This is a genomic window from Dictyoglomus sp. SSW, from assembly GCF_055181335.1.
Genome location: NZ_CM143705.1, coordinates 153359 through 170891, shown reverse-complemented (window position 1 = coordinate 170891; position 17533 = coordinate 153359). Strand labels below are relative to the sequence as shown.

Annotated in this window: 22 protein-coding genes; 20 read left to right on the top strand and 2 right to left on the bottom strand. The window is 33.8% G+C overall.

The window, feature by feature from the left end; genetic code table 11:
- Position 1: 1 nt before the first annotated feature.
- From ACY3JM_RS00790 to atpC, 11 genes are read left to right on the top strand one after another with little or no spacing between them, the layout of a single operon-like run.
- Positions 2–454: a GatB/YqeY domain-containing protein gene (locus ACY3JM_RS00790; protein WP_463082902.1), complete on the top strand. Its 453-nt coding sequence runs from the start codon at positions 2–4 to the stop codon at positions 452–454.
- Entirely contained in the window at positions 454–915 is a 462-nt protein-coding gene (locus tag ACY3JM_RS00785) for a tRNA (cytidine(34)-2'-O)-methyltransferase (protein WP_463082901.1), read from the top strand. Before ACY3JM_RS00790 ends, ACY3JM_RS00785 begins: the two co-directional genes overlap by 1 nt.
- 10 nt (positions 916–925) lie before the next feature.
- Positions 926–1132: an AtpZ/AtpI family protein gene (locus ACY3JM_RS00780; RefSeq protein WP_463082900.1), complete on the top strand. Its 207-nt coding sequence runs from the start codon at positions 926–928 to the stop codon at positions 1130–1132.
- Positions 1107–1448 carry a hypothetical protein gene (locus tag ACY3JM_RS00775; protein ID WP_463111455.1) on the top strand — a complete coding sequence of 114 codons (342 nt, stop codon included), beginning with the start codon at positions 1107–1109 and terminating at the stop codon, positions 1446–1448. The genes ACY3JM_RS00780 and ACY3JM_RS00775 overlap by 26 nt, the downstream gene beginning before the upstream one ends.
- On the top strand, positions 1432–2094 hold the full coding sequence (gene atpB / locus ACY3JM_RS00770; protein ID WP_463082898.1) for a F0F1 ATP synthase subunit A: 663 nt from the start codon (positions 1432–1434) through the stop codon (positions 2092–2094). The genes ACY3JM_RS00775 and atpB overlap by 17 nt, the downstream gene beginning before the upstream one ends.
- Before the next feature lie 14 nt (positions 2095–2108).
- Positions 2109–2366, top strand: a complete 258-nt coding sequence (locus tag ACY3JM_RS00765; RefSeq protein WP_463082897.1) for an ATP synthase subunit c family protein — start codon at positions 2109–2111, stop codon at positions 2364–2366.
- A 17-nt stretch (positions 2367–2383) separates the two neighbouring features.
- Positions 2384–3121 (top strand): F0F1 ATP synthase subunit B, encoded by a 738-nt coding sequence (atpF, locus tag ACY3JM_RS00760; protein ID WP_463111454.1) that lies wholly within the window; start codon positions 2384–2386, stop codon positions 3119–3121.
- Positions 3118–4647, top strand: coding sequence for a F0F1 ATP synthase subunit alpha (locus ACY3JM_RS00755; RefSeq protein WP_463111453.1), 1530 nt, complete (start codon positions 3118–3120; stop codon positions 4645–4647). Before atpF ends, ACY3JM_RS00755 begins: the two co-directional genes overlap by 4 nt.
- Positions 4619–5491, top strand: a complete 873-nt coding sequence (gene atpG, locus ACY3JM_RS00750) for an ATP synthase F1 subunit gamma (RefSeq protein WP_463111452.1) — start codon at positions 4619–4621, stop codon at positions 5489–5491. Before ACY3JM_RS00755 ends, atpG begins: the two co-directional genes overlap by 29 nt.
- A 1-nt stretch (position 5492) precedes the next feature.
- On the top strand, positions 5493–6890 hold the full coding sequence (gene atpD, locus ACY3JM_RS00745; protein ID WP_463082893.1) for a F0F1 ATP synthase subunit beta: 1398 nt from the start codon (positions 5493–5495) through the stop codon (positions 6888–6890).
- A 2-nt stretch (positions 6891–6892) separates the two neighbouring features.
- The gene (atpC, locus tag ACY3JM_RS00740) at positions 6893–7333 is read left to right on the top strand and encodes an ATP synthase F1 subunit epsilon (protein ID WP_463111451.1); all 441 of its coding nucleotides are present in this window, start codon (positions 6893–6895) and stop codon (positions 7331–7333) included.
- On the opposite strand, the gene ACY3JM_RS00735 is transcribed toward atpC, so the two are convergent.
- Complete coding sequence (locus ACY3JM_RS00735) at positions 7314–7901, bottom strand: glycerol-3-phosphate responsive antiterminator (RefSeq protein ID WP_463082891.1); 588 nt, start codon at positions 7899–7901, stop codon at positions 7314–7316. The two genes, atpC and ACY3JM_RS00735, sit on opposite strands and share 20 nt — an antisense overlap.
- A 172-nt stretch (positions 7902–8073) precedes the next feature.
- Here ACY3JM_RS00735 and ACY3JM_RS00730 point away from each other — a divergent pair, with 172 nt between their 5' ends.
- On the top strand, positions 8074–11184 hold the full coding sequence (locus ACY3JM_RS00730) for a FlgD immunoglobulin-like domain containing protein (RefSeq protein WP_463111450.1): 3111 nt from the start codon (positions 8074–8076) through the stop codon (positions 11182–11184).
- A 23-nt stretch (positions 11185–11207) separates the two neighbouring features.
- Complete coding sequence (locus ACY3JM_RS00725; protein ID WP_463111449.1) at positions 11208–12083, top strand: PorV/PorQ family protein; 876 nt, start codon at positions 11208–11210, stop codon at positions 12081–12083.
- Between the two features lie 47 nt (positions 12084–12130).
- Here ACY3JM_RS00725 and ACY3JM_RS00720 read toward each other — a convergent pair whose 3' ends face one another.
- Positions 12131–13591, bottom strand: a complete 1461-nt coding sequence (locus tag ACY3JM_RS00720) for an RtcB family protein (RefSeq protein WP_463082888.1) — start codon at positions 13589–13591, stop codon at positions 12131–12133.
- Positions 13592–13692: 101 nt separating this feature from the next.
- On the opposite strand from ACY3JM_RS00720, the gene ACY3JM_RS00715 reads away from it, so the two are divergent.
- The 7 genes from ACY3JM_RS00715 (at position 13693) to ACY3JM_RS00685 (ending at position 17527) form a co-directional block, all read left to right on the top strand.
- Positions 13693–14097 (top strand): secondary thiamine-phosphate synthase enzyme YjbQ, encoded by a 405-nt coding sequence (locus ACY3JM_RS00715; RefSeq protein WP_463111448.1) that lies wholly within the window; start codon positions 13693–13695, stop codon positions 14095–14097.
- Positions 14098–14340: 243 nt separating this feature from the next.
- Positions 14341–14892: a cysteine hydrolase family protein gene (locus ACY3JM_RS00710; RefSeq protein ID WP_463111447.1), complete on the top strand. Its 552-nt coding sequence runs from the start codon at positions 14341–14343 to the stop codon at positions 14890–14892.
- Positions 14889–16073 carry a nicotinate phosphoribosyltransferase gene (locus tag ACY3JM_RS00705; protein WP_463082885.1) on the top strand — a complete coding sequence of 395 codons (1185 nt, stop codon included), beginning with the start codon at positions 14889–14891 and terminating at the stop codon, positions 16071–16073. Before ACY3JM_RS00710 ends, ACY3JM_RS00705 begins: the two co-directional genes overlap by 4 nt.
- Before the next feature lie 79 nt (positions 16074–16152).
- A complete protein-coding gene (gene rpmH / locus ACY3JM_RS00700) occupies positions 16153–16287 on the top strand; it encodes a 50S ribosomal protein L34 (protein WP_012547104.1) in 135 nt (44 codons plus the stop codon).
- Positions 16288–16647 (top strand): ribonuclease P protein component, encoded by a 360-nt coding sequence (gene rnpA / locus ACY3JM_RS00695; protein WP_463082884.1) that lies wholly within the window; start codon positions 16288–16290, stop codon positions 16645–16647.
- A complete protein-coding gene (gene yidD, locus ACY3JM_RS00690) occupies positions 16640–16897 on the top strand; it encodes a membrane protein insertion efficiency factor YidD (RefSeq protein ID WP_463082883.1) in 258 nt (85 codons plus the stop codon). Before rnpA ends, yidD begins: the two co-directional genes overlap by 8 nt.
- On the top strand, positions 16898–17527 hold the full coding sequence (locus ACY3JM_RS00685; protein WP_463082882.1) for a YidC/Oxa1 family membrane protein insertase: 630 nt from the start codon (positions 16898–16900) through the stop codon (positions 17525–17527).
- The last annotated feature ends 6 nt before the right edge of the window (positions 17528–17533 follow it).

The window sequence follows — 17533 nt, the reverse complement described above, 5'->3', positions numbered from 1 at the left end:
AATGCTCTATGAAAAGATCACAAAAGATTATATGACTGCTCTAAAAAACAAAGATAATTTTAGGGCAGAAGTTTTAAGCACTTTAAGATCTGCAATCAAGTATAGAGAAATTGAGTTAAGAGAAAAGGGTAAAGAATTAGATGATGGAGAAGTGTTAGAGGTAATTAAGAAGGAGCTTAAAAAAAGAAGAGAAGCTATTGAAATGTATAATCAAGGTGGGAGGCTTGACCTTGCTGAAAAAGAAGAGAGGGAATTAAAGATTTTAGAGGAATATGTACCAGCAGAGCTATCAGATGAGGAATTAAGGATAAAGATTAAGGAAATAATAGAGAAAGTTGGAGCTACTAATATCAAAGATATGGGAAAGGTTATGAAAGAAGCAATTTCTGGATTAAAAGGATTGGCTGAAGGAGAAAGGATAAGAAAGATAGTAGAGGAGCTTCTCAAAGGTTAATGAAGCATAATCTCCATGTAGTACTTATAGAACCACAGATTCCTTATAATACTGGTAATATTGGCAGGTTATGTGTGGCAACTAATTCCAAGCTTCATTTAGTTGGTAAGCTTGGTTTTTCCTTGACAGATAAATATTTAAAAAGAGCAGGTCTTGATTACTGGAGTTATCTTGATTACGAAACTTACAAGAGTTGGGAAGATTTTTATGAGAAGAATAAAAGGGGAAGGTTTTTCTTAGTTGAATTTCCTGCCTATAAATTTTATACTGAGGTAGAGTATAGAGAAGGAGATTATCTGATATTTGGATCTGAAGATGAAGGAATACCAGAGGATATTGTCAATAAGTATTGGGAGAATTCAATAACTATACCCATGTTTGGTCCAGTTAGATCTTTAAATTTATCAAATTCAGTAGCTATAGTGGTTTATGAGGCGTTGAGACAGATAAAAAAATTTTGATTTTAAAAAAATGAATAAAAAGAAACCTAAGAACATTTGGGAGATATTTAATTTTACTTTTGCCCTTGGAACAGGGCTTCTTGGTTCTTTGTTGGTTAGTATCTTTATAGGATATTATTTAGATAAAGTTTTTGGTACATCACCTGTTTTTCTTTTAGGATTTACAGTTCTTGGAATATGGGTAGGTTTCCGTGATATCTTTAGATTTCTACGGTAAATATTTGAAGATTGCCTTTATAGGAGTACTGATAGGACTTGTTTTCTTCTTTTTATATCCTCCCATATCATCTTTGATTTTTGGATTATGTGGTAGTATAATAACTTTTTGTTGGTTAGCTTATGATTTAAAAAGGTATGGAATAGGAGGATATAATAGAAGTATAATAAAAAGATATGGAGTTTTGATTTTAGCTTTTTTATTAAGTTTGAGAGCTGGCTTTGTAGGAATTATATTATTTTTAATTGGCTATTTAATAGGGCAAGGATATATGATGATAATAACATGGAGGAATAAGGATGGAAAAAGGGCCTGAAATAGGACCTCGAATTATAGGAGAAATCTTTGGTATACCTATTACTGACACTTTCATATCCCTACAGATTATATCTCTAATAGTTCTTGTTCTTTTATTTTGGTTTAGTTATAAACCCAGAGAAGAGCTTACCACTAAGGAAAATATTGTTGAAACTCTTGTTGAAATGTTCAAAAGATACATTACTGGTTTTTTACCTGAGGATGTAGCAGATAGACACCTTGCTTTTTTTGGGACTCTTTTTTTATTCATCCTTATATCAAATTGGTCTGGCTTTATACCGGGTTTTACTTCTCCTACATCCGACATTAATGTAACAGCAGGTCTTGCTATAGGTACTATTTTGTATATTCAATATGTAGCCTTTAAAGAGAAGGGAATAGAATATTTTAAGAGTTTTATCTCACCTTCTATCCTATTTCTTCCTATAAATATCCTTGAGCAGATAACCCGTCCTGTATCTCTTGCACTGCGACTTTTTGGAAATATCTCTGGTGAACATATTGTTCTTGGAATAATTACTATTCTTGCACCTTTGATTGTTCCTGTACCTATTATGGCCTTGAATATGTTTATGGGATTTATTCAAGCTTTTATATTTACAAGCCTTAGCGCTGCATATCTTGCAGCAGCTTTAGAAGAGTAAAGGAGGTAAAGAATATGATCGTATGGGTAATTATTGTTTCTATTGTTACAGCAGGTTTTTCTGTTGCATTAGTAGGTATGAATGCTACAAAGGCTCAGGGAAATGCAGCTGCAAGTGCTTTTGAAAGTGTGGCTCGACAACCAGAGGCTGCTGATCAAATTAACCGTATGCTTCTTTTTGCCCTTGCCTTTATTGAGACTATTATGATATTTACATTAAGTGTAGCTCTTATACTTCTTTTTGCAAATCCTCTTTTGGGAAAAATCTCATAAATTAAGAAGGGAAAAATATGTTTTCATTTAGTCTTCTCACTATAATATCTACTATTGTAAACCTGCTTGCTCTTGCCTGGTTAGTTAAAAGATATCTTTTAGGTTCTATCATTAGGATAATGGATGAAAGAAAAAAAAAGATAGAAAGTGCAATTTTAGAGGCAGAGACTAAATTAAAAGAGGCAGAAGAATTGAAAAAACAAAGAGAAGAACAGCTTTCTCGTGCAAGAGAGGAGGCATCTAAAATTATCCAAGAAGCAGTGGATACTGCTGAGAAGATGAAGAGGGATATACTCCAGAAGGCAGAAGAAGAAGCAGAGAGAATTATTATAAGAGCTCATGAAATATCGATGGCAGAAAGAAAAAGAGCCTTGGAGATAGCTAAAAAAGAGATTTTGGATCTATCCAAGATTATTATAAAGGAATTCTTCAGAAGATTCTTACCCGAAGGTACGGAAGAGCTCCTTATTATTAAATTTGTTAATGGTATGAATTTAGTAATTTCTCAGGTAAAACCAAATAATTTGGAGGAAGTTAAATTTATTTCTTCGGATAATATCAAACCCTCATTGAAAGCTCAGATTGAAGAAAAATTGAGGTCAATTCTTCCAGGAGGTTATAAACTTTCTTTTGAGGTAGATCCTAATATGGGTCTTGGTTTTAAATTATTGATAGGAGAATTTCTTATTGATAATTCCTTAGAGTATCATCTTTCACAAATTTATGAATTCCTAAAAGAGGTTGAGAATATATGAGGGAGGAAATATTACGCTTTCCTATAGAAAGAATTGAAGAAAAATTAAAAGAATATGATTTTTCTCCAAGAATATCTAATATTGGTTATGTAAAAAGTGTGGGAGACGGAGTAGTACAGGCTACGCTTTTGAACTCAGCTTTTGTAGGAGAGATGGTAGTCTTTGAATCTGGGGTTGAGGGTCTTGTACTTAGTTTGAAAGAAGATACAGTTGGAATAGTTCTTTTTGGAAAAGACGAATATGTAAAAGAAGGAGATATAGTATACTCCACTGGTAAAATATTACAAGTGCCAGTTGGTAGGGGATATTTGGGAAGAGTAATAGATCCTCTTGGAGATCCATTAGATGATGGTGGGCCTATTTTCCCTGAGAGATATATGCCTGTGGATAGGGAAGCGCCAAGTATTTTTGATAGAGAGCCTGTAAAAGAGCCTTTGTATACAGGTATAAGAACGATAGATGCTTTAATTCCTATTGGACATGGGCAAAGAGAGCTAATATTAGGGGATAGACAGACTGGAAAAACTACAATTGCTATTGATACTATTATAAATCAAAAGAATTATGGCACCATCTGTATTTATGTAGCTATTGCTCAAAAAAGGACAAATATTGCAAGGCTTGTGCAAACTCTGAGAGAATATGATGCTCTTTCCCATACTATAGTAATAGCAACCTTTCCTGATGAAGCACCCGCATTAAGATATATTGCTCCTATGGCAGGATGTGCTATGGGTGAGTATTTTATGCATCAAGGGGAAAAGGTACTTGTAGTTTATGATGATCTTACAAAACATGCTAATACTTACAGAGAAATAGCATTACTATTGAGAAGAACACCTGGAAGAGAGGCTTATCCTGGGGATATTTTCTATCTTCATGCTCATCTTTTAGAGAGAGCTGCCAAATTAAATAAAAGATTAGGTGGAGGAGCTCTTACTGCTTTACCAATTGCAGAAACCTTAGCAGGAGAAATTGCAACTTATATTCCTACAAATCTCATATCTATAACTGATGGACAAATCTATCTTGATACATCTTTATTTAATTCAGGTATTCGTCCTGCCATAAATGTGGGACTTTCGGTATCAAGGGTAGGTGGTTCTGCTCAACCAAGAGGAATGAGACAAGTTGCTGGAAGATTAAGACTTGATCTTGCTCAATATAGGGAATATGCAATGTTCCTTGAATTTGGTACAGAACTTGATATGGCTACTCAGAAAAAGATAGAAAGAGGCAAAAGAATTGAGGAAATTCTTAAACAAGGTGCTCATGAGGTACAGCCAATAGAAGAACAAATTATAACCTTTTATCTTGCTAATGGTGGATTTCTGGACTCTTATCCTGTAGAAAAAGTTAAGGATGTGGTAGTTAAATATATTGCTTATCTAAAACTTAAGGCTTCGTCTCTATTGGTTTTACTAAGACAGCAATTAGAATTATCAGATCAAATAATTTATCAACTTCATACTACATTTCAGGAATTTCAAAAAGAATATGCCAACCTTACAACAACTCAGGCGTAAAGTAAAGACCATACAAAATATAACTCATATTATCCATTCTATGGAAACCCTAAGTATGGTAAAGATTAGGGCTCTACAGGATAAAGCTTTAAGATTGAAGCCTTACACAGAAGAGCTTTATAGGATATTAGAAGAGATGGTTGTTAGAATTCCTGATGAGTATTTGAATCATCCTTTTATAAAAGAAAGACCTATATTCAAAACAGGAATCTTAGTTGTTACATCTGATCTTGGATTTTGTGGAAGTTATAATTTACAAATTATAGATGCATTGGAAAAATTTTTAAATAATAGAAAGCTTCAAAACTTAAACTTTTATGTAATTGGGTCTTATGCTAAAAGGTATCTTTCTCAGAAAAAGCTAAATATTAAGAAAACCTACTTAAAATTTTTAGAGGATACATCCTTCTCCCATGCTCGGGTTCTTGCAAGAGAACTTATTAATGATTTTCTTGAAAAAGAGATAGATGAGCTTTATGTTATTCATTTTGATTTTATAAATATTGTGAGACAAGAGGTTAAAGTACATAGAATTCTTCCTATGATTCCTATAAATTTGGAAAATAAAAAAGAAGAATTTTTTATATTTTTGCCTTCCTTATCTTCCATATTAGATCCTCTTCTTAATGACATAATAGAGACTCAAATTCACCAGATAATTCTTGATTCAGCAGCCAGTGAACAAGCTTTTAGAAGATTTGCCATGAAAAGAGCACATGAGAATGCACAAAAGGTATACTCAAGATTGTTATTTCAGCTAAACCAAGTCAGACAAACGCAAATTACCAGAGAGCTTTTAGATATAACTTCCAGTATGGAAACTTTAGAAAAAGAGGTGAAATGATTTGGAAGGAAAAGTTGTGGCTGTAAATGGTCCTGTTGTTGATGTTTATTTCCAATATGATCTACCCAGCATATATGAAGCTCTAGAAGTAGAGAACCCAGTCAAGAAGGAAAAGCTTATTCTTGAAACAAGAATTCTTTTAGGGGAAGGAAAAGTGAGAACAGTGGCTTTAGGTTCTACAGAAGGTATAAGTAGAGGTCTTATGGTGAAAAGGACCTTTCATCCCATAAGAGTACCAGTAGGAGAAGATGTTTTAGGAAGAGTAGTTAATGTTTTTGGTGAGCCAATAGATGGGGGAGATAAGATTGAAGGAGAATTATCCTCTATAATAAAGTCAGCCTCTGAGTTTAGAAGAGTACAACCCTCCTATGCTATCCTTGAAACAGGGATAAAGGCGATAGATTTACTTACACCCTTCCCCAAAGGTGGTAAAATAGGACTTTTTGGGGGTGCTGGGGTTGGAAAGACAGTTTTAATTATGGAATTAATACATAACGTAGCGGTAGCTCATGGTGGGATATCAGTTTTTGCAGGTATAGGAGAAAGATCTCGTGAAGGGAATGAATTGTGGTTAGAGATGAAGGAATCAGGGGTTTTGTCTAAGGCAGCTCTTGTTTTTGGGCAGATGAATGAACCCCCTGGAGTTAGAATGAGAGTACCTCTCACTGCTCTAACTATTGCTGAATATTTTAGGGATTATTTAGGTAAAGATGTGCTACTTCTTATGGACAATATTTTCCGTTATGTTCAAGCTGGGTCTGAAGTTTCTTCAATGTTAGGGAGAATTCCTTCTGCTGTAGGTTATCAACCTACTCTTGTTACAGAGCTTGGTGAAGTGGAAGAAAGAATTTTATCTACAGATACTGGTTCTATTACAGCTGTCCAAGCAGTTTATGTTCCTGCAGATGATTTAAGTGATCCAGCTCCTGCTACTATCTTTTCTCATCTTGATTCTACCCTTGTCCTTTCAAGAAGTATTGCAGAAATGGGTATTTATCCTGCGGTGGATCCTCTTGCTTCTTCTTCTCAAATATTAGAGCCAAAGTTTGTAGGATATGAGCATGCAGAGGTGGCAAAAAAAGTAGTAGAGATATTACAACATTATGAAAGTCTTAAAGATATTATTTCCATATTGGGAGTGGAAGAACTTTCTGAAGAGGATAGAATTATAGTAAATAGAGCAAGAAAAGTACAACTTTTCTTATCTCAGCCTCTTTTTGTTGCAGCCCATTATACAAATATACCGGGGGTCTATGTACCAAGAGTGAAGACTATTGAAGGTTTTAAGGCTATTGTTGAGGGAGAAGTGGATGATCTCCCTGAAGATGCTTTCTATATGGTTGGTACTTTAGAAGATGCCAAGAAAAAAGCTGAAGAGCATGGTGCTCTCATGTATTAGCCATGAAAGAAGATGTTAAGAAGGAAGTATATTTAGAGATTGTAACACCAGTAAAAGTAATATATAGGGGATATGTAAATTCCATTATTGTACCGGTAGAGGATGGCATGATTGGAATCTTACCAAGACATGTAAATACATTGGCAAGAATTATCCCTGGAATTCTTATTTCAAAAACTGATAAAGGATCTTCTTATTTTGTAGTAGGTAAAGGATTTATGGAGTTTATTAGAGATAAGGCATATGTTATTACCGATAACGCAGAGATAATAGAGAAAATTGATTTTCATACTTTAGAAAAGGAAGAAAAAGAGCTAAGAGAGAAACTAAAAGAAACCCCAGATAAAGAAACCCGCGACGAGATTAAATATGCTCTTCTTTTAAACTCTTATAAGAAAAGAGCTCTCCAATTATTCTTAGAGACTAAAGATTCCACAAAGTGAAAGAAGTTGTAGATATAGCTGTTGCTCCTGCTGCAAGAATTTCCTTTGCTTCTTCTGGAGTTCTTATTAATCCTCCTGCAATTAATGGGTATGGAATCTGACTTTTTAGCTCTTCTCCTAAATGAATAAAGATGATTCCAGGAAGGATTTCTACAAGATCAGGTTCTGCTGTTTGCATGATCTTTACACCGGTGGCTAAGGCGGAAGAATCAAGTACAAAGAATCTTTGTATGGCTATCAAATCTTCTGCTTTTGCTTGCTGTATTAAATTGGATCTTGTGGTAATAACCCCATCTATTCCTACCACATCTCCCAAATATCTTAAAGCATATTTGTCTTGTGCCAAACCCTCTAATAAATCTAAATGGATAAATACTAATTTATTATGAGCTTTTATCTCTTGTACAATATTGGGTAAAGTTAGGACATTTGTTTTTAACAAAAATAAGACCTTTGATTTACTTTGAAGAGCTTGAGGAAGTCTTTCCTCTTCTCTAACAGCGGCAATAATAGGACTTCCCTTAATAACGTCCAGGAATTCTTTCACACTGATTTTTTTATTTTCCATTTCTCTCCCCTCTTACAAAGATTTTTTAAAAAACTTATAATCTCTTGTTTTTATTATATCAGAAAAAGCAAGGAAGTGTAAAGGATTAAAGAAGTTTAATGGGGTTAATAAGGATTTTTGTGATATAATATCAACAAATTCTTAAGATTGAGAATAATTAGGGGAGGGATTTATGTATAGAAAAGTTTTATTTTTAACAATTTTTTTATTTTTAATTATTGATTATACTTTAGCTCAAACTATTACTTGGCAATCCGGTTATCCAAAACCCCTACCTGGGGGAAGTATCGAATTAAGATGGAATGCTGTTTCTGGAGCTACAAGTTATACAATTTATAGAATTGAAGGTGATGGAAATCCATATCCATCTTATACATACTTTACTGTAACTTCTAATGTATACACTGATACAAATACCACAGATGGCGTTTTATATAGTTATGTTGTAGCAACTAAAGTATCAGGGACAACATATACTTCTCCTATTGTTTCTGTTAAAGCTGACAGGACAAAACCATCTATTGAGAATCTCTCTGCGTCTCCTAATCCATTTTCTCCTGATGGGGATGGTTTTAGAGACATGGTCAATATATCATTTTATATAAGTGAATATGCTACAGTTACAGTTACTCTCATGGATAGTAATAATGCAACTTATACATTACTTGATTGGAATGGAAGAATTTGTCCGGTCCCTGGTACATATAATTTGGAATGGGATGGCTATTTTGGTGGTTCCTTGGCTAAGGAAGGAATAATTATTTATACAATAACTGCTGCTGATTATGCAGGAAATGTTAATACAGCATCTAGTAAATTGATCTTAGATATTCCTGATGTGGAAGTTTCTAATCTTATAGGAACACCTAATCCTTTTTGTTCTATGTTAGATCCGAATAAACCATTTTATAAGGCTACGTATACCAAACCTTTTACAGACACCTATGGGAATGAATTTAACAGGGATCCATCTTTTTATCTTGATCAGGAAGGTATAACCATAGGTAGTATAGCTCTAAGCTTTGACATAAAGCCTTATACAGCATCTTTGACAAATGTGAAAATATCTGTTGTTGATGGTAATAACAACGTGGTAAGAACTATGGCTTTTGAGAATGTAACAAGTCCTGCAACATTTTATTGGTATGGTGAAAAGGATTTAGAGCTTGTTAAAGAGAAACCGGAAGATCTAACTACTTGGTATTATAAGATTGTGGGAAATCCTCCAGGAAATTATAAAGTTATTTTAGAGCCAATATATACTATCATAGATTCTACCAGTAATACTGTTATTAATGTTCCCCTAAAACCTTTAATAACAAATATCACTTTAGGAGAAGTTATAGTTGTACCAGAAGATATAACTCCTCCTAAAGTCCTCTCAATATATCCATCTTCGGGGTCTTTAGTGAGTAATATATCCAGTGTTTTTGCTATTTTAGATGATGGAGGAGGTATTGGTCCAGATTTAGAAAAATCTGCTATAAGGGTAAGAGATAATATTGGAAGATATGTAGGGGGAATTCAATCTCATAATGGTCATGATACAATTTATTGGACATTTACTAGTGCTCTTACAACTGGATATTATACTATAGAAGTAGAACCAATAGATAAAAAGGGAAATAAAGGAAGCTTGGTAACTTCAAGTTTTATTATAGATAATTCTTCCCCCCAATTTATAGATGTAGAGCCTAAAGGGGCTATAATTGGGACATCGGAGATAAGAGTTAACTATAAGGATGAAGGATCTGGTTTAAATCTTTGGGATAATTATCCTTATTCTCCTGTAGGCTCTTATATTGAACTCTTTACTCCAAATGGAAATTCTCAAAAAATATTATTTAATAAAGATAAAACCACATCTATATTAGCTGTAGCTGATATACCTTCATCTATAAATATGATTGATGGAATATATAATATGGGCATCTATTTAATAGATAAAGCTGGAAATTCTACATTTACCACATCCACCTTCTTATTAGATACGACCCCACCTTATGTTATAAATTCTTCTTTAAATTCTACTACCCTAAACTATACATTTACTCAAATTCAAGTATCAGTTGGGGATGCTGGTGTCGGAATAGATTTATCTCCTGTAAAAACCTTTGTAAAAATTTCCTCAGCATCTGGTACTATCATAGCAGGGCCTGAAATAGCTGGAACTTATACCTATACCTCTACTACTCCTAATAATGCAACTCTAATATTAAATATCCCTTCAGGCTATAATCTTACAGAAGGAGATTATTATCTAACTATAAGACTTACCGATCTTCTTGGGAATACTTTCTTTAATACCTCAAAAATTACAATAGATTTGAGCCGTCCCGTTATAATTTCAGTCTTGCCAACTGGCAATGTATCAAAAGTTGAAAAAATAGAAGTAAAATATATAGATACAGGTACAGGAATTGATATTACAAAGTCTGGAATAAACTTAGTTACACCCATAGGTAATTTTCCTTTAGCTTTTGATCCTACTTTATCTGATAAGAACCTACTTGTAGTACCTATATCATCTGATATTTTGGCTCAAGACGGAGTTTATAATATGGCTATAACTCTATATGATATGGCAGGAAATTATACTATCACCTATACTTCCTTTACATTAGACATGAGTAAACCTTATATAGAAAGTACCTATCCTACAAAGAATGCTATACTCGTATTACCGCCCTCTCAAGTATCAGTGGTAGTAAAAGATAATACTACTGGAATTGATACTAACATTTATAAGACATACATAAAGCTTAGAGATCCTAATGGAATGGAAGTTGGGACATATACATATCAGATTTCCTCAGATTCTCGTACAGCTACTCTTACTGTAAATACTACTTCTTATACATGGACTAAAGGCATTTATACTGTAATCTTAAGGGCTACAGATAATACTGGTAACTCTGTAGATGATACCTATACTTTTACCTTAAATTTAGAAGCTTCTTCAACTGCTTCTGGAGATGTTATTGTAACGCCATCTATCTTTTCTCCTAAGAAAGGGTTACTTAGAATAGATTTCCAAGTACAGGCTTCTTTTGGAAATATATCAGAGGTTAAAATAGATATATACAGTATGAACGGTACATTGGTAAAGACCATATATAGTAGAACTTTTACTAGTGTGCAAGCTCAAGATACTGTAACATGGGATGGTAAGGACAATTTAGGTAGATTAGTGCCTAATGGTTATTATCTCGTAAAGATTACAATTAAAGAGTCAAATGGGGCGATTAAATATAAATTTAAGGGATTTGTTGTAGTTAAGTGATAATTTTTAGGAGGAGAGTTAAAATGCGAAAAATAGTGTTTCTTATTTTAGCTATAACAATTTTATCCTCTGGATCTTATGCTCAAACCTATGGGGGTTTTTCTGAAGGACCTTATCTTTCATGGAGTCCAAGGGCTATGGGTATGGGAGGTGCTTTTATAGCAATAGAAGGAGATATTAATGGGATTACATATAATCCAGCATCAATAGCAAGACTTTATAATTCTCAATTTTTTATCTCCTATAATTATTTAGGTTTAACTCCGGAAAGTCTTGGTTTTAGCGGACCTAACATAACAGGTACTATTATATCCTTTGCTGTACCTGATAAGGGAATGTGGGCAAGTGCATTATATTATAGTAGAATTTCTCCTGATGAAGAATTAGGAGTACCCTATTCTGAGAATGTGTTAGCCTATTCTATAGGTAAAGTTTTGTTTTCTAATCTTTCTGTAGGAATGAATATAAAAAGAATGTGGGCAGTTTTACCATCTCCTTATAATTCAGAAGGCTTTGGTATAGATTTAGGAGTAATATTTAAACTTACTCCTCAAGTTAAAATTGGAGCTGTAGTTTATAATCTTTATAATAATGTGTCATGGTCTGATGGAACAGAATCTTATGATGAACCAATAACACCAAACATCAAGGTTGGACTTTCATATCAATCAGAAAACTTAGCAGTATCTGGAAATGTTAGTATTCCATCTTTAAGTTTCCAGATTGGTGGGGAATATTTGTTTAGGAAAGTCGTATATGTGAGATTAGGATGGAATGTGGATTCTCCTACTTTTGGTCTTGGTTTTAAAAAGGATAATATAGTAATTGATTATGCTCTTTTATACTCTTTAAACTTGGATGGATTTTACCATAGAGTAGGGCTTTCTATGAGTTTTTGAGGGAACTATTTTAAAGGGGAAGGGCGCTTACGTCCTTCCCCTTTTTTCTATCCTTTAATTACAGCTAATGGTTTCATCTGAGCAACTCTTTTTGAAATTTCTGCGTTATGTACTACATTTACCACATCTACTACATTTTTGTAAGCTTCTGAAGCCTCTTCTACTATAGAAGCCTTAGATGCTGCTTTTACTATAATCCCTCTTTCAAGTAGCTCCCTTTCAATATCCGAAGCTCTTAAGCCACTTTTTAAAAGCTTACTTCTGCTTTGGGTTCTTCCTGCTCCGTGGCAAGTAGATCCAAAGGAGAGTTCCATTGCCTTAGGAAGACCTATAAGAAGAAAAGAAGATCTTCCCATATCTCCGGGTATTATCACTGGCTGACCTATATCCTTGTAATCTTCTGGAAGGTCTGGATGTCCTGCTGGAAAGGCTCTTGTAGCTCCTTTTCTATGTACTATTACCTCTTCTATTTTTCCATCAATATCGTGTTCCTCTAATTTGGCAATATTGTGGGCCACATCATAAATAAGCCTCATTCCTAAGGATTCAGCCCCCTCCCTAAATACTTTTTCAAATACCTCTCTCACCCAGTGGGTTATCATTTGTCTATTTGCCCAAGCAAAGTTGGCTGCACAAGACATGGCTGAGAAATAATCTTGACCCTCAGGAGAATCAAAGGGAGCACAAGCAAGTTGTTTATCAGGTACTTCAATGCCATATTTTCTCATGGCATTAGACATTACTCTGATATAATCTTCTGCTACCTGGTGTCCAAGACCACGAGATCCTGTATGTACCATAATTACTATCTGATCTGGAAAGATTCCTAACTTGTCAGCTATTTCTGGCTCGAAAACTCTGCTAACTACCTGAATTTCCAAGAAGTGGTTTCCTGAGCCCAAAGTACCTAATTGATACTCTCCTCTTTCCTTTGCTTTTTTGGATACCTTATCTGGATCTGCATATGTTAGTCTTCCTCTTTCTTCTATATGTTCTAAATCTTCTTTCCATCCATAACCCTGTTTTACAGCCCATTGAGCACCTTTTTCAAGTACCTCATCAAGTTCTTTACCTTTTACCCTCAGATCTCCTTCTGAGCCTACACCAGCTGGTATCTTATCAAAAAGCTCATCTACCAACTCTCTTATCTTTGGTAAAACATCTTCTTTTGATAAATTAGTTCTTATCAATCTTACACCGCAATTTATATCGTATCCTACACCTCCTGGAGAAATAACCCCTCCCTTTTTCTTCATAGCTGCTACTCCACCTATAGGAAATCCATATCCCCAATGGATATCTGGCATAGCTAAAGAGTATTTTAGTATGCCAGGTAGAGATGCAACGTTGGCTACTTGTTCTGGAGATTGGTCTTTAACGATATCTTCCATTAATTTTTCATCAGCAAATATAATCCCCGGTACCTTCATAAAAGGCTTATGATCCTCAGGTATCATATATCTATAATCATCTATCTTAATAAGTTTTCCTTTCCATTCATTTCCCATTTTTTATTACACCCCCTAAAACTTTTGTATTTCTAAATCTTCCTAATATTTATTATAATGAAAAAATAGGAAAAATAAAAAGAAGGGAGGAAAGCAGGCTTATGTTTTACGAAATCTCCGTATCTACTCCTCAAAAGGTGGCTCTTGTAGATATAACAGATAAGATTGAAGAAGCTATAAAGAAAAGTAATGTAAAAAATGGAATTTGTTTCATTTTTGTCCCTCATACTACAGCAGGAATATTAATAAATGAAAATTATGATCCTAGTGTGGTGAGAGATATTATATCTACTTATGATAAGATAGTTCCCTCTAACATTCCCTATGCTCATGCTGAAGGAAATTCTCCTGCTCATATTAAGAGTACTATTGTAGGGACAAATACCTTTCTATTTGTAAGGGATGGTAAGCTTAATCTTGGAACTTGGCAAGGAGTCTTTCTTGCGGAGTTTGATGGACCAAGGTATAGAAAAGTGTGGGTTGACATATGGGAAGAAAAGGAATAAACTTATTTATAGTTAGTACTTATAGAAAGGGGGGAAAAATAAGATGGCGTGGTATTGGTGGGTGTTGATAGTTATTGTGATTATTCTTCTTATTTGGTATTTCATGAAGGGGAAGAAATAGGATTTTAATTTTCTAATTTTTAGATCATTCTTGAAGGAAGGTCTATAGAGGCCTTCCTTCTTTATTTATATTTTTTATTGTTATTGTTATAATAGAAATCAAAGAGAATAGAAAGGGGGAGTATGATGCGTCCTGCTTTAATTATAGTGGATATGGTAGTAGATTTTGTTACAGGAAAGTTTGGTAATCCATATGCTCAAGAGATAGTTCCTAATATTAAGCTTCTTATTGAAAAAGCTCATGAGAAAAATATACCTGTTATCTATTTAAGAGATTCTCATTCTGAGGAGGATAAAGAGCTTTCCTTATGGGGAAAACATGCTATGGAAGGAGATAAAGGTTCTGAGATAATACCTGAACTTGCCCCTTCTCCTCAAGATTATGTAATAAATAAGAAAGTTTATAGCGGTTTTTATAAAACAGATCTTGAAGATGTTTTAAAGAAACATAATGTGGATACAGTGATACTTACAGGTACAAGCACCCATATATGTGTACTTCACAATTCTGCTGATGCCTTTTTTAGAGGATTTGAGGTGATTGTTATTTCAGATGCCACAGCATCTTTTGTCCCCGAAGAGCATGAAAGAGCTTTAAAATATATGAAAGATATTCATAATGCAAAGATATATACAACTCAAGAATTTATAGAAAAATGGGAGGAGATAAATTGAAAGAATTTTTGATTGCAAGACCAGAAGAAATAAAGAATGGTTTATGTACTGATGCCTATTTTTTAAGGACTGAAGAGGTATTAGATGGTTTAAGCAAAAATCCTCAGGTAGTAATGGAACTTTTTACAAAAAGTTTTCCTGATGAAAATTATCACTTTGGAATAGTTCTTGGAATATATGAAGTAGCGAAGCTTTTAGAAGGCCTTCCAGTAGATGTTTATTCCATGGAAGAGGGAGAGATATTCTTCCCTTATGAGCCTGTGCTCCAAATAAGGGGAAAATATAGAGATTTTGCTCGATATGAAACTGCTATATTAGGGTTTATCTGTTTTATGTCAGGTATTGCAACAAAATCAGCTCGTGTAAGAATTGCAGCAGGAAATAAAAAGATATATAGTTTTGGGACTAGAAGACAACATCCATTTTTAGCTCCAGTAGTAGAGTATGCCACATATGTGTCTGGATTTGATGGAGTATCTAATGTGTTAGGGGCAAAGTATATTTATAAAACTCCTGTTGGCACTATGCCTCATGCATTAATTTTGATTATAGGAGACGAAAAAGAAGCTTTTTCAGCTTTTGATCAATATGTAGATCCTAAAATACCAAGAATTGCCCTTGTAGATACCTATGGTTCTCCTACTATAGGTGCATTAAATGCTTTGGAAGCTTTGAAAGATAGGCTTCAAGGTATAAGAATAGATAGTAAAGATTTTTCTTATCTTATAAAAGATATTAGATGGGAATTTGCAAGAAGAGGTTATAATAATATTCAGATATTTTTGAGTGGGGGTCTTGATGAGTATGAAGTAGAAAAATACAGAGACTTGGTAGATGCCTTTGGAATTGGAACAAGGGTAGCTAATGCTCCAGTTATAGATTTTGCATTAAAAATCGTAGAAGTAGATGGGAACCCAATTGCTAAAGTGGGTAATATGCCAGGTGCAAAACAGGTTCAGAGAAGTGAAAATTTTAACGATACTGTAAGACTTCATACTTCAGAATTACTTCCTGGTAAAAAGCCTCTTTTAAAGCCTCTTATATCTCAAGGTAAGATCATAAGAGACTTTGAAGAGACAGATAATATTAGAAAGAGAATATTAAATAATATCAATTCTTTACCCGAGGAATTTAAGATTATAAAAGGAGGAAAGAAATACATTCCCGAGTTTTTACCTTGACGATAAAAGCCTTTTTTGTTAGTATTACTTTGTATCCCTAGAAATACAGAAATTTTTAAAGAAAAGGAGAGGGTAAGGAATGAAGAGGACTTATCAGCCTAAAAAACATCATAGAAAAAGAGTCCATGGTTTTCTTGCCCGTATGAGAACTCCCGGTGGTAGAAGAGTTATAAAAAGAAGAAGAGCGAAGGGAAGAAAGAGATTAACAGTATAATTGAGACTTTATTCATTTCCAAAAGAAGAAAGGTTAAAAAGACAAGAAGATTTTTTACGTATTTTAAGAGAGGGAAGACCTTATTCCCTTTCTAAGAATTTTGTTGTTTATATAAGAAGAGGAGAAAAAAGAAGAATAGGGATAAGTGTAAGTAAAAAAGTAGGGCCTGCAGTTGTTAGGAATAGAATAAAGAGACTTATAAGAGAAGTATATAGACTTCATAGACCTTACTTAAGTGATGATGCAGAGATTCTTGTAATAGTTAAGCCAGGAGAAAATATAGAAAATATTAATTATCATAAAATGAAGGATATGCTATTAAATATATGGATAAAAGCTGGTATTTTAAGGGATGCTTAAGAAATTGTTAGTTTTAGTTATAAAAATATATAAAAGATTTATATCTCCTATTTTACCTTCTTCCTGTCGTTTTTATCCCACATGTTCTTCCTACGCCTTAGAAGCCATAGAAAGGTTTGGGGTTTTTGAGGGGAGTATTCTTGCTATAAAGAGAATTTTGAGGTGTCATCCTTTTAATCCGGGTGGTTATGATCCTGTACCTACAAAAGAAGAATTATTAGAATTGAAATTGCAAAGGAGGAATAAATAAATGATAAATGCTTTAGCAAATGGTTTAGGATATCTTTTGGAGCTTTTTTATAGTTGGACTGGGAATTATGGGGTTGCTATAATATTTTTAGTGATTCTTGTAAGGATTATTTTATATCCATTAACTCATGCCCAATTAAGAAGTATATATCTTCAGCAAAAAATACAGCCTGAGATAAAAAAGATTCAGGAGAAATTTAAAGATGATCCTCAAGAAATGAATAAGCAGATTATGATACTTTATCAGCAGTATAGAATTAACCCGATGATGGGGTGTTTACCTCTTCTTATCCAATTTCCAATTCTTATTGCTTTGTACCAGCTTTTATTGAATTATAAGTATACTGTAACTCCCAGTTTTTTATGGATGTCAGATCTCACTAAGCCAGACTATCTTCTTTTGATTATCATGGCTATTGTAACTTATTTTTCTGGGATATTGTCTTCTTTGTCTTCAACACCAGAGCAAAAGAGACAGCAGCAAATTATGAATATCTTTACAACCTTACTTTTTACTGGAATGTTTCTGCTTTATAAAGTACCTGCTGGTGTGATGCTTTATTGGCTTGTATCTAGTTTATTCCAGTTACTGCAACAGTATATAGTATTTAGGCTCCATAAGGAGGGCTAATACTGA

What these genes read in the sequence shown, in the direction of transcription:
- ACY3JM_RS00790 (WP_463082902.1), top strand. Translation starts at nt 2, where the DNA reads ATGCTCTATGAAAAGATCACAAAAGATTATATGACTGCTCTAAAAAAC.
- ACY3JM_RS00785 (WP_463082901.1), top strand. Translation starts at nt 454, where the DNA reads ATGAAGCATAATCTCCATGTAGTACTTATAGAACCACAGATTCCTTAT.
- ACY3JM_RS00780 (WP_463082900.1), top strand. Translation starts at nt 926, where the DNA reads ATGAATAAAAAGAAACCTAAGAACATTTGGGAGATATTTAATTTTACT.
- atpB (WP_463082898.1), top strand. Translation starts at nt 1,432, where the DNA reads ATGGAAAAAGGGCCTGAAATAGGACCTCGAATTATAGGAGAAATCTTT.
- ACY3JM_RS00765 (WP_463082897.1), top strand. Translation starts at nt 2,109, where the DNA reads ATGATCGTATGGGTAATTATTGTTTCTATTGTTACAGCAGGTTTTTCT.
- atpF (WP_463111454.1), top strand. Translation starts at nt 2,384, where the DNA reads ATGTTTTCATTTAGTCTTCTCACTATAATATCTACTATTGTAAACCTG.
- ACY3JM_RS00755 (WP_463111453.1), top strand. Translation starts at nt 3,118, where the DNA reads ATGAGGGAGGAAATATTACGCTTTCCTATAGAAAGAATTGAAGAAAAA.
- atpG (WP_463111452.1), top strand. Translation starts at nt 4,619, where the DNA reads ATGCCAACCTTACAACAACTCAGGCGTAAAGTAAAGACCATACAAAAT.
- atpC (WP_463111451.1), top strand. Translation starts at nt 6,893, where the DNA reads ATGAAAGAAGATGTTAAGAAGGAAGTATATTTAGAGATTGTAACACCA.
- ACY3JM_RS00735 (WP_463082891.1), bottom strand. Translation starts at nt 7,901, where the DNA reads ATGGAAAATAAAAAAATCAGTGTGAAAGAATTCCTGGACGTTATTAAG.
- ACY3JM_RS00730 (WP_463111450.1), top strand. Translation starts at nt 8,074, where the DNA reads ATGTATAGAAAAGTTTTATTTTTAACAATTTTTTTATTTTTAATTATT.
- ACY3JM_RS00725 (WP_463111449.1), top strand. Translation starts at nt 11,208, where the DNA reads ATGCGAAAAATAGTGTTTCTTATTTTAGCTATAACAATTTTATCCTCT.
- ACY3JM_RS00720 (WP_463082888.1), bottom strand. Translation starts at nt 13,591, where the DNA reads ATGGGAAATGAATGGAAAGGAAAACTTATTAAGATAGATGATTATAGA.
- ACY3JM_RS00715 (WP_463111448.1), top strand. Translation starts at nt 13,693, where the DNA reads ATGTTTTACGAAATCTCCGTATCTACTCCTCAAAAGGTGGCTCTTGTA.
- ACY3JM_RS00710 (WP_463111447.1), top strand. Translation starts at nt 14,341, where the DNA reads ATGATGCGTCCTGCTTTAATTATAGTGGATATGGTAGTAGATTTTGTT.
- rpmH (WP_012547104.1), top strand. Translation starts at nt 16,153, where the DNA reads ATGAAGAGGACTTATCAGCCTAAAAAACATCATAGAAAAAGAGTCCAT.
- yidD (WP_463082883.1), top strand. Translation starts at nt 16,640, where the DNA reads ATGCTTAAGAAATTGTTAGTTTTAGTTATAAAAATATATAAAAGATTT.
- ACY3JM_RS00685 (WP_463082882.1), top strand. Translation starts at nt 16,898, where the DNA reads ATGATAAATGCTTTAGCAAATGGTTTAGGATATCTTTTGGAGCTTTTT.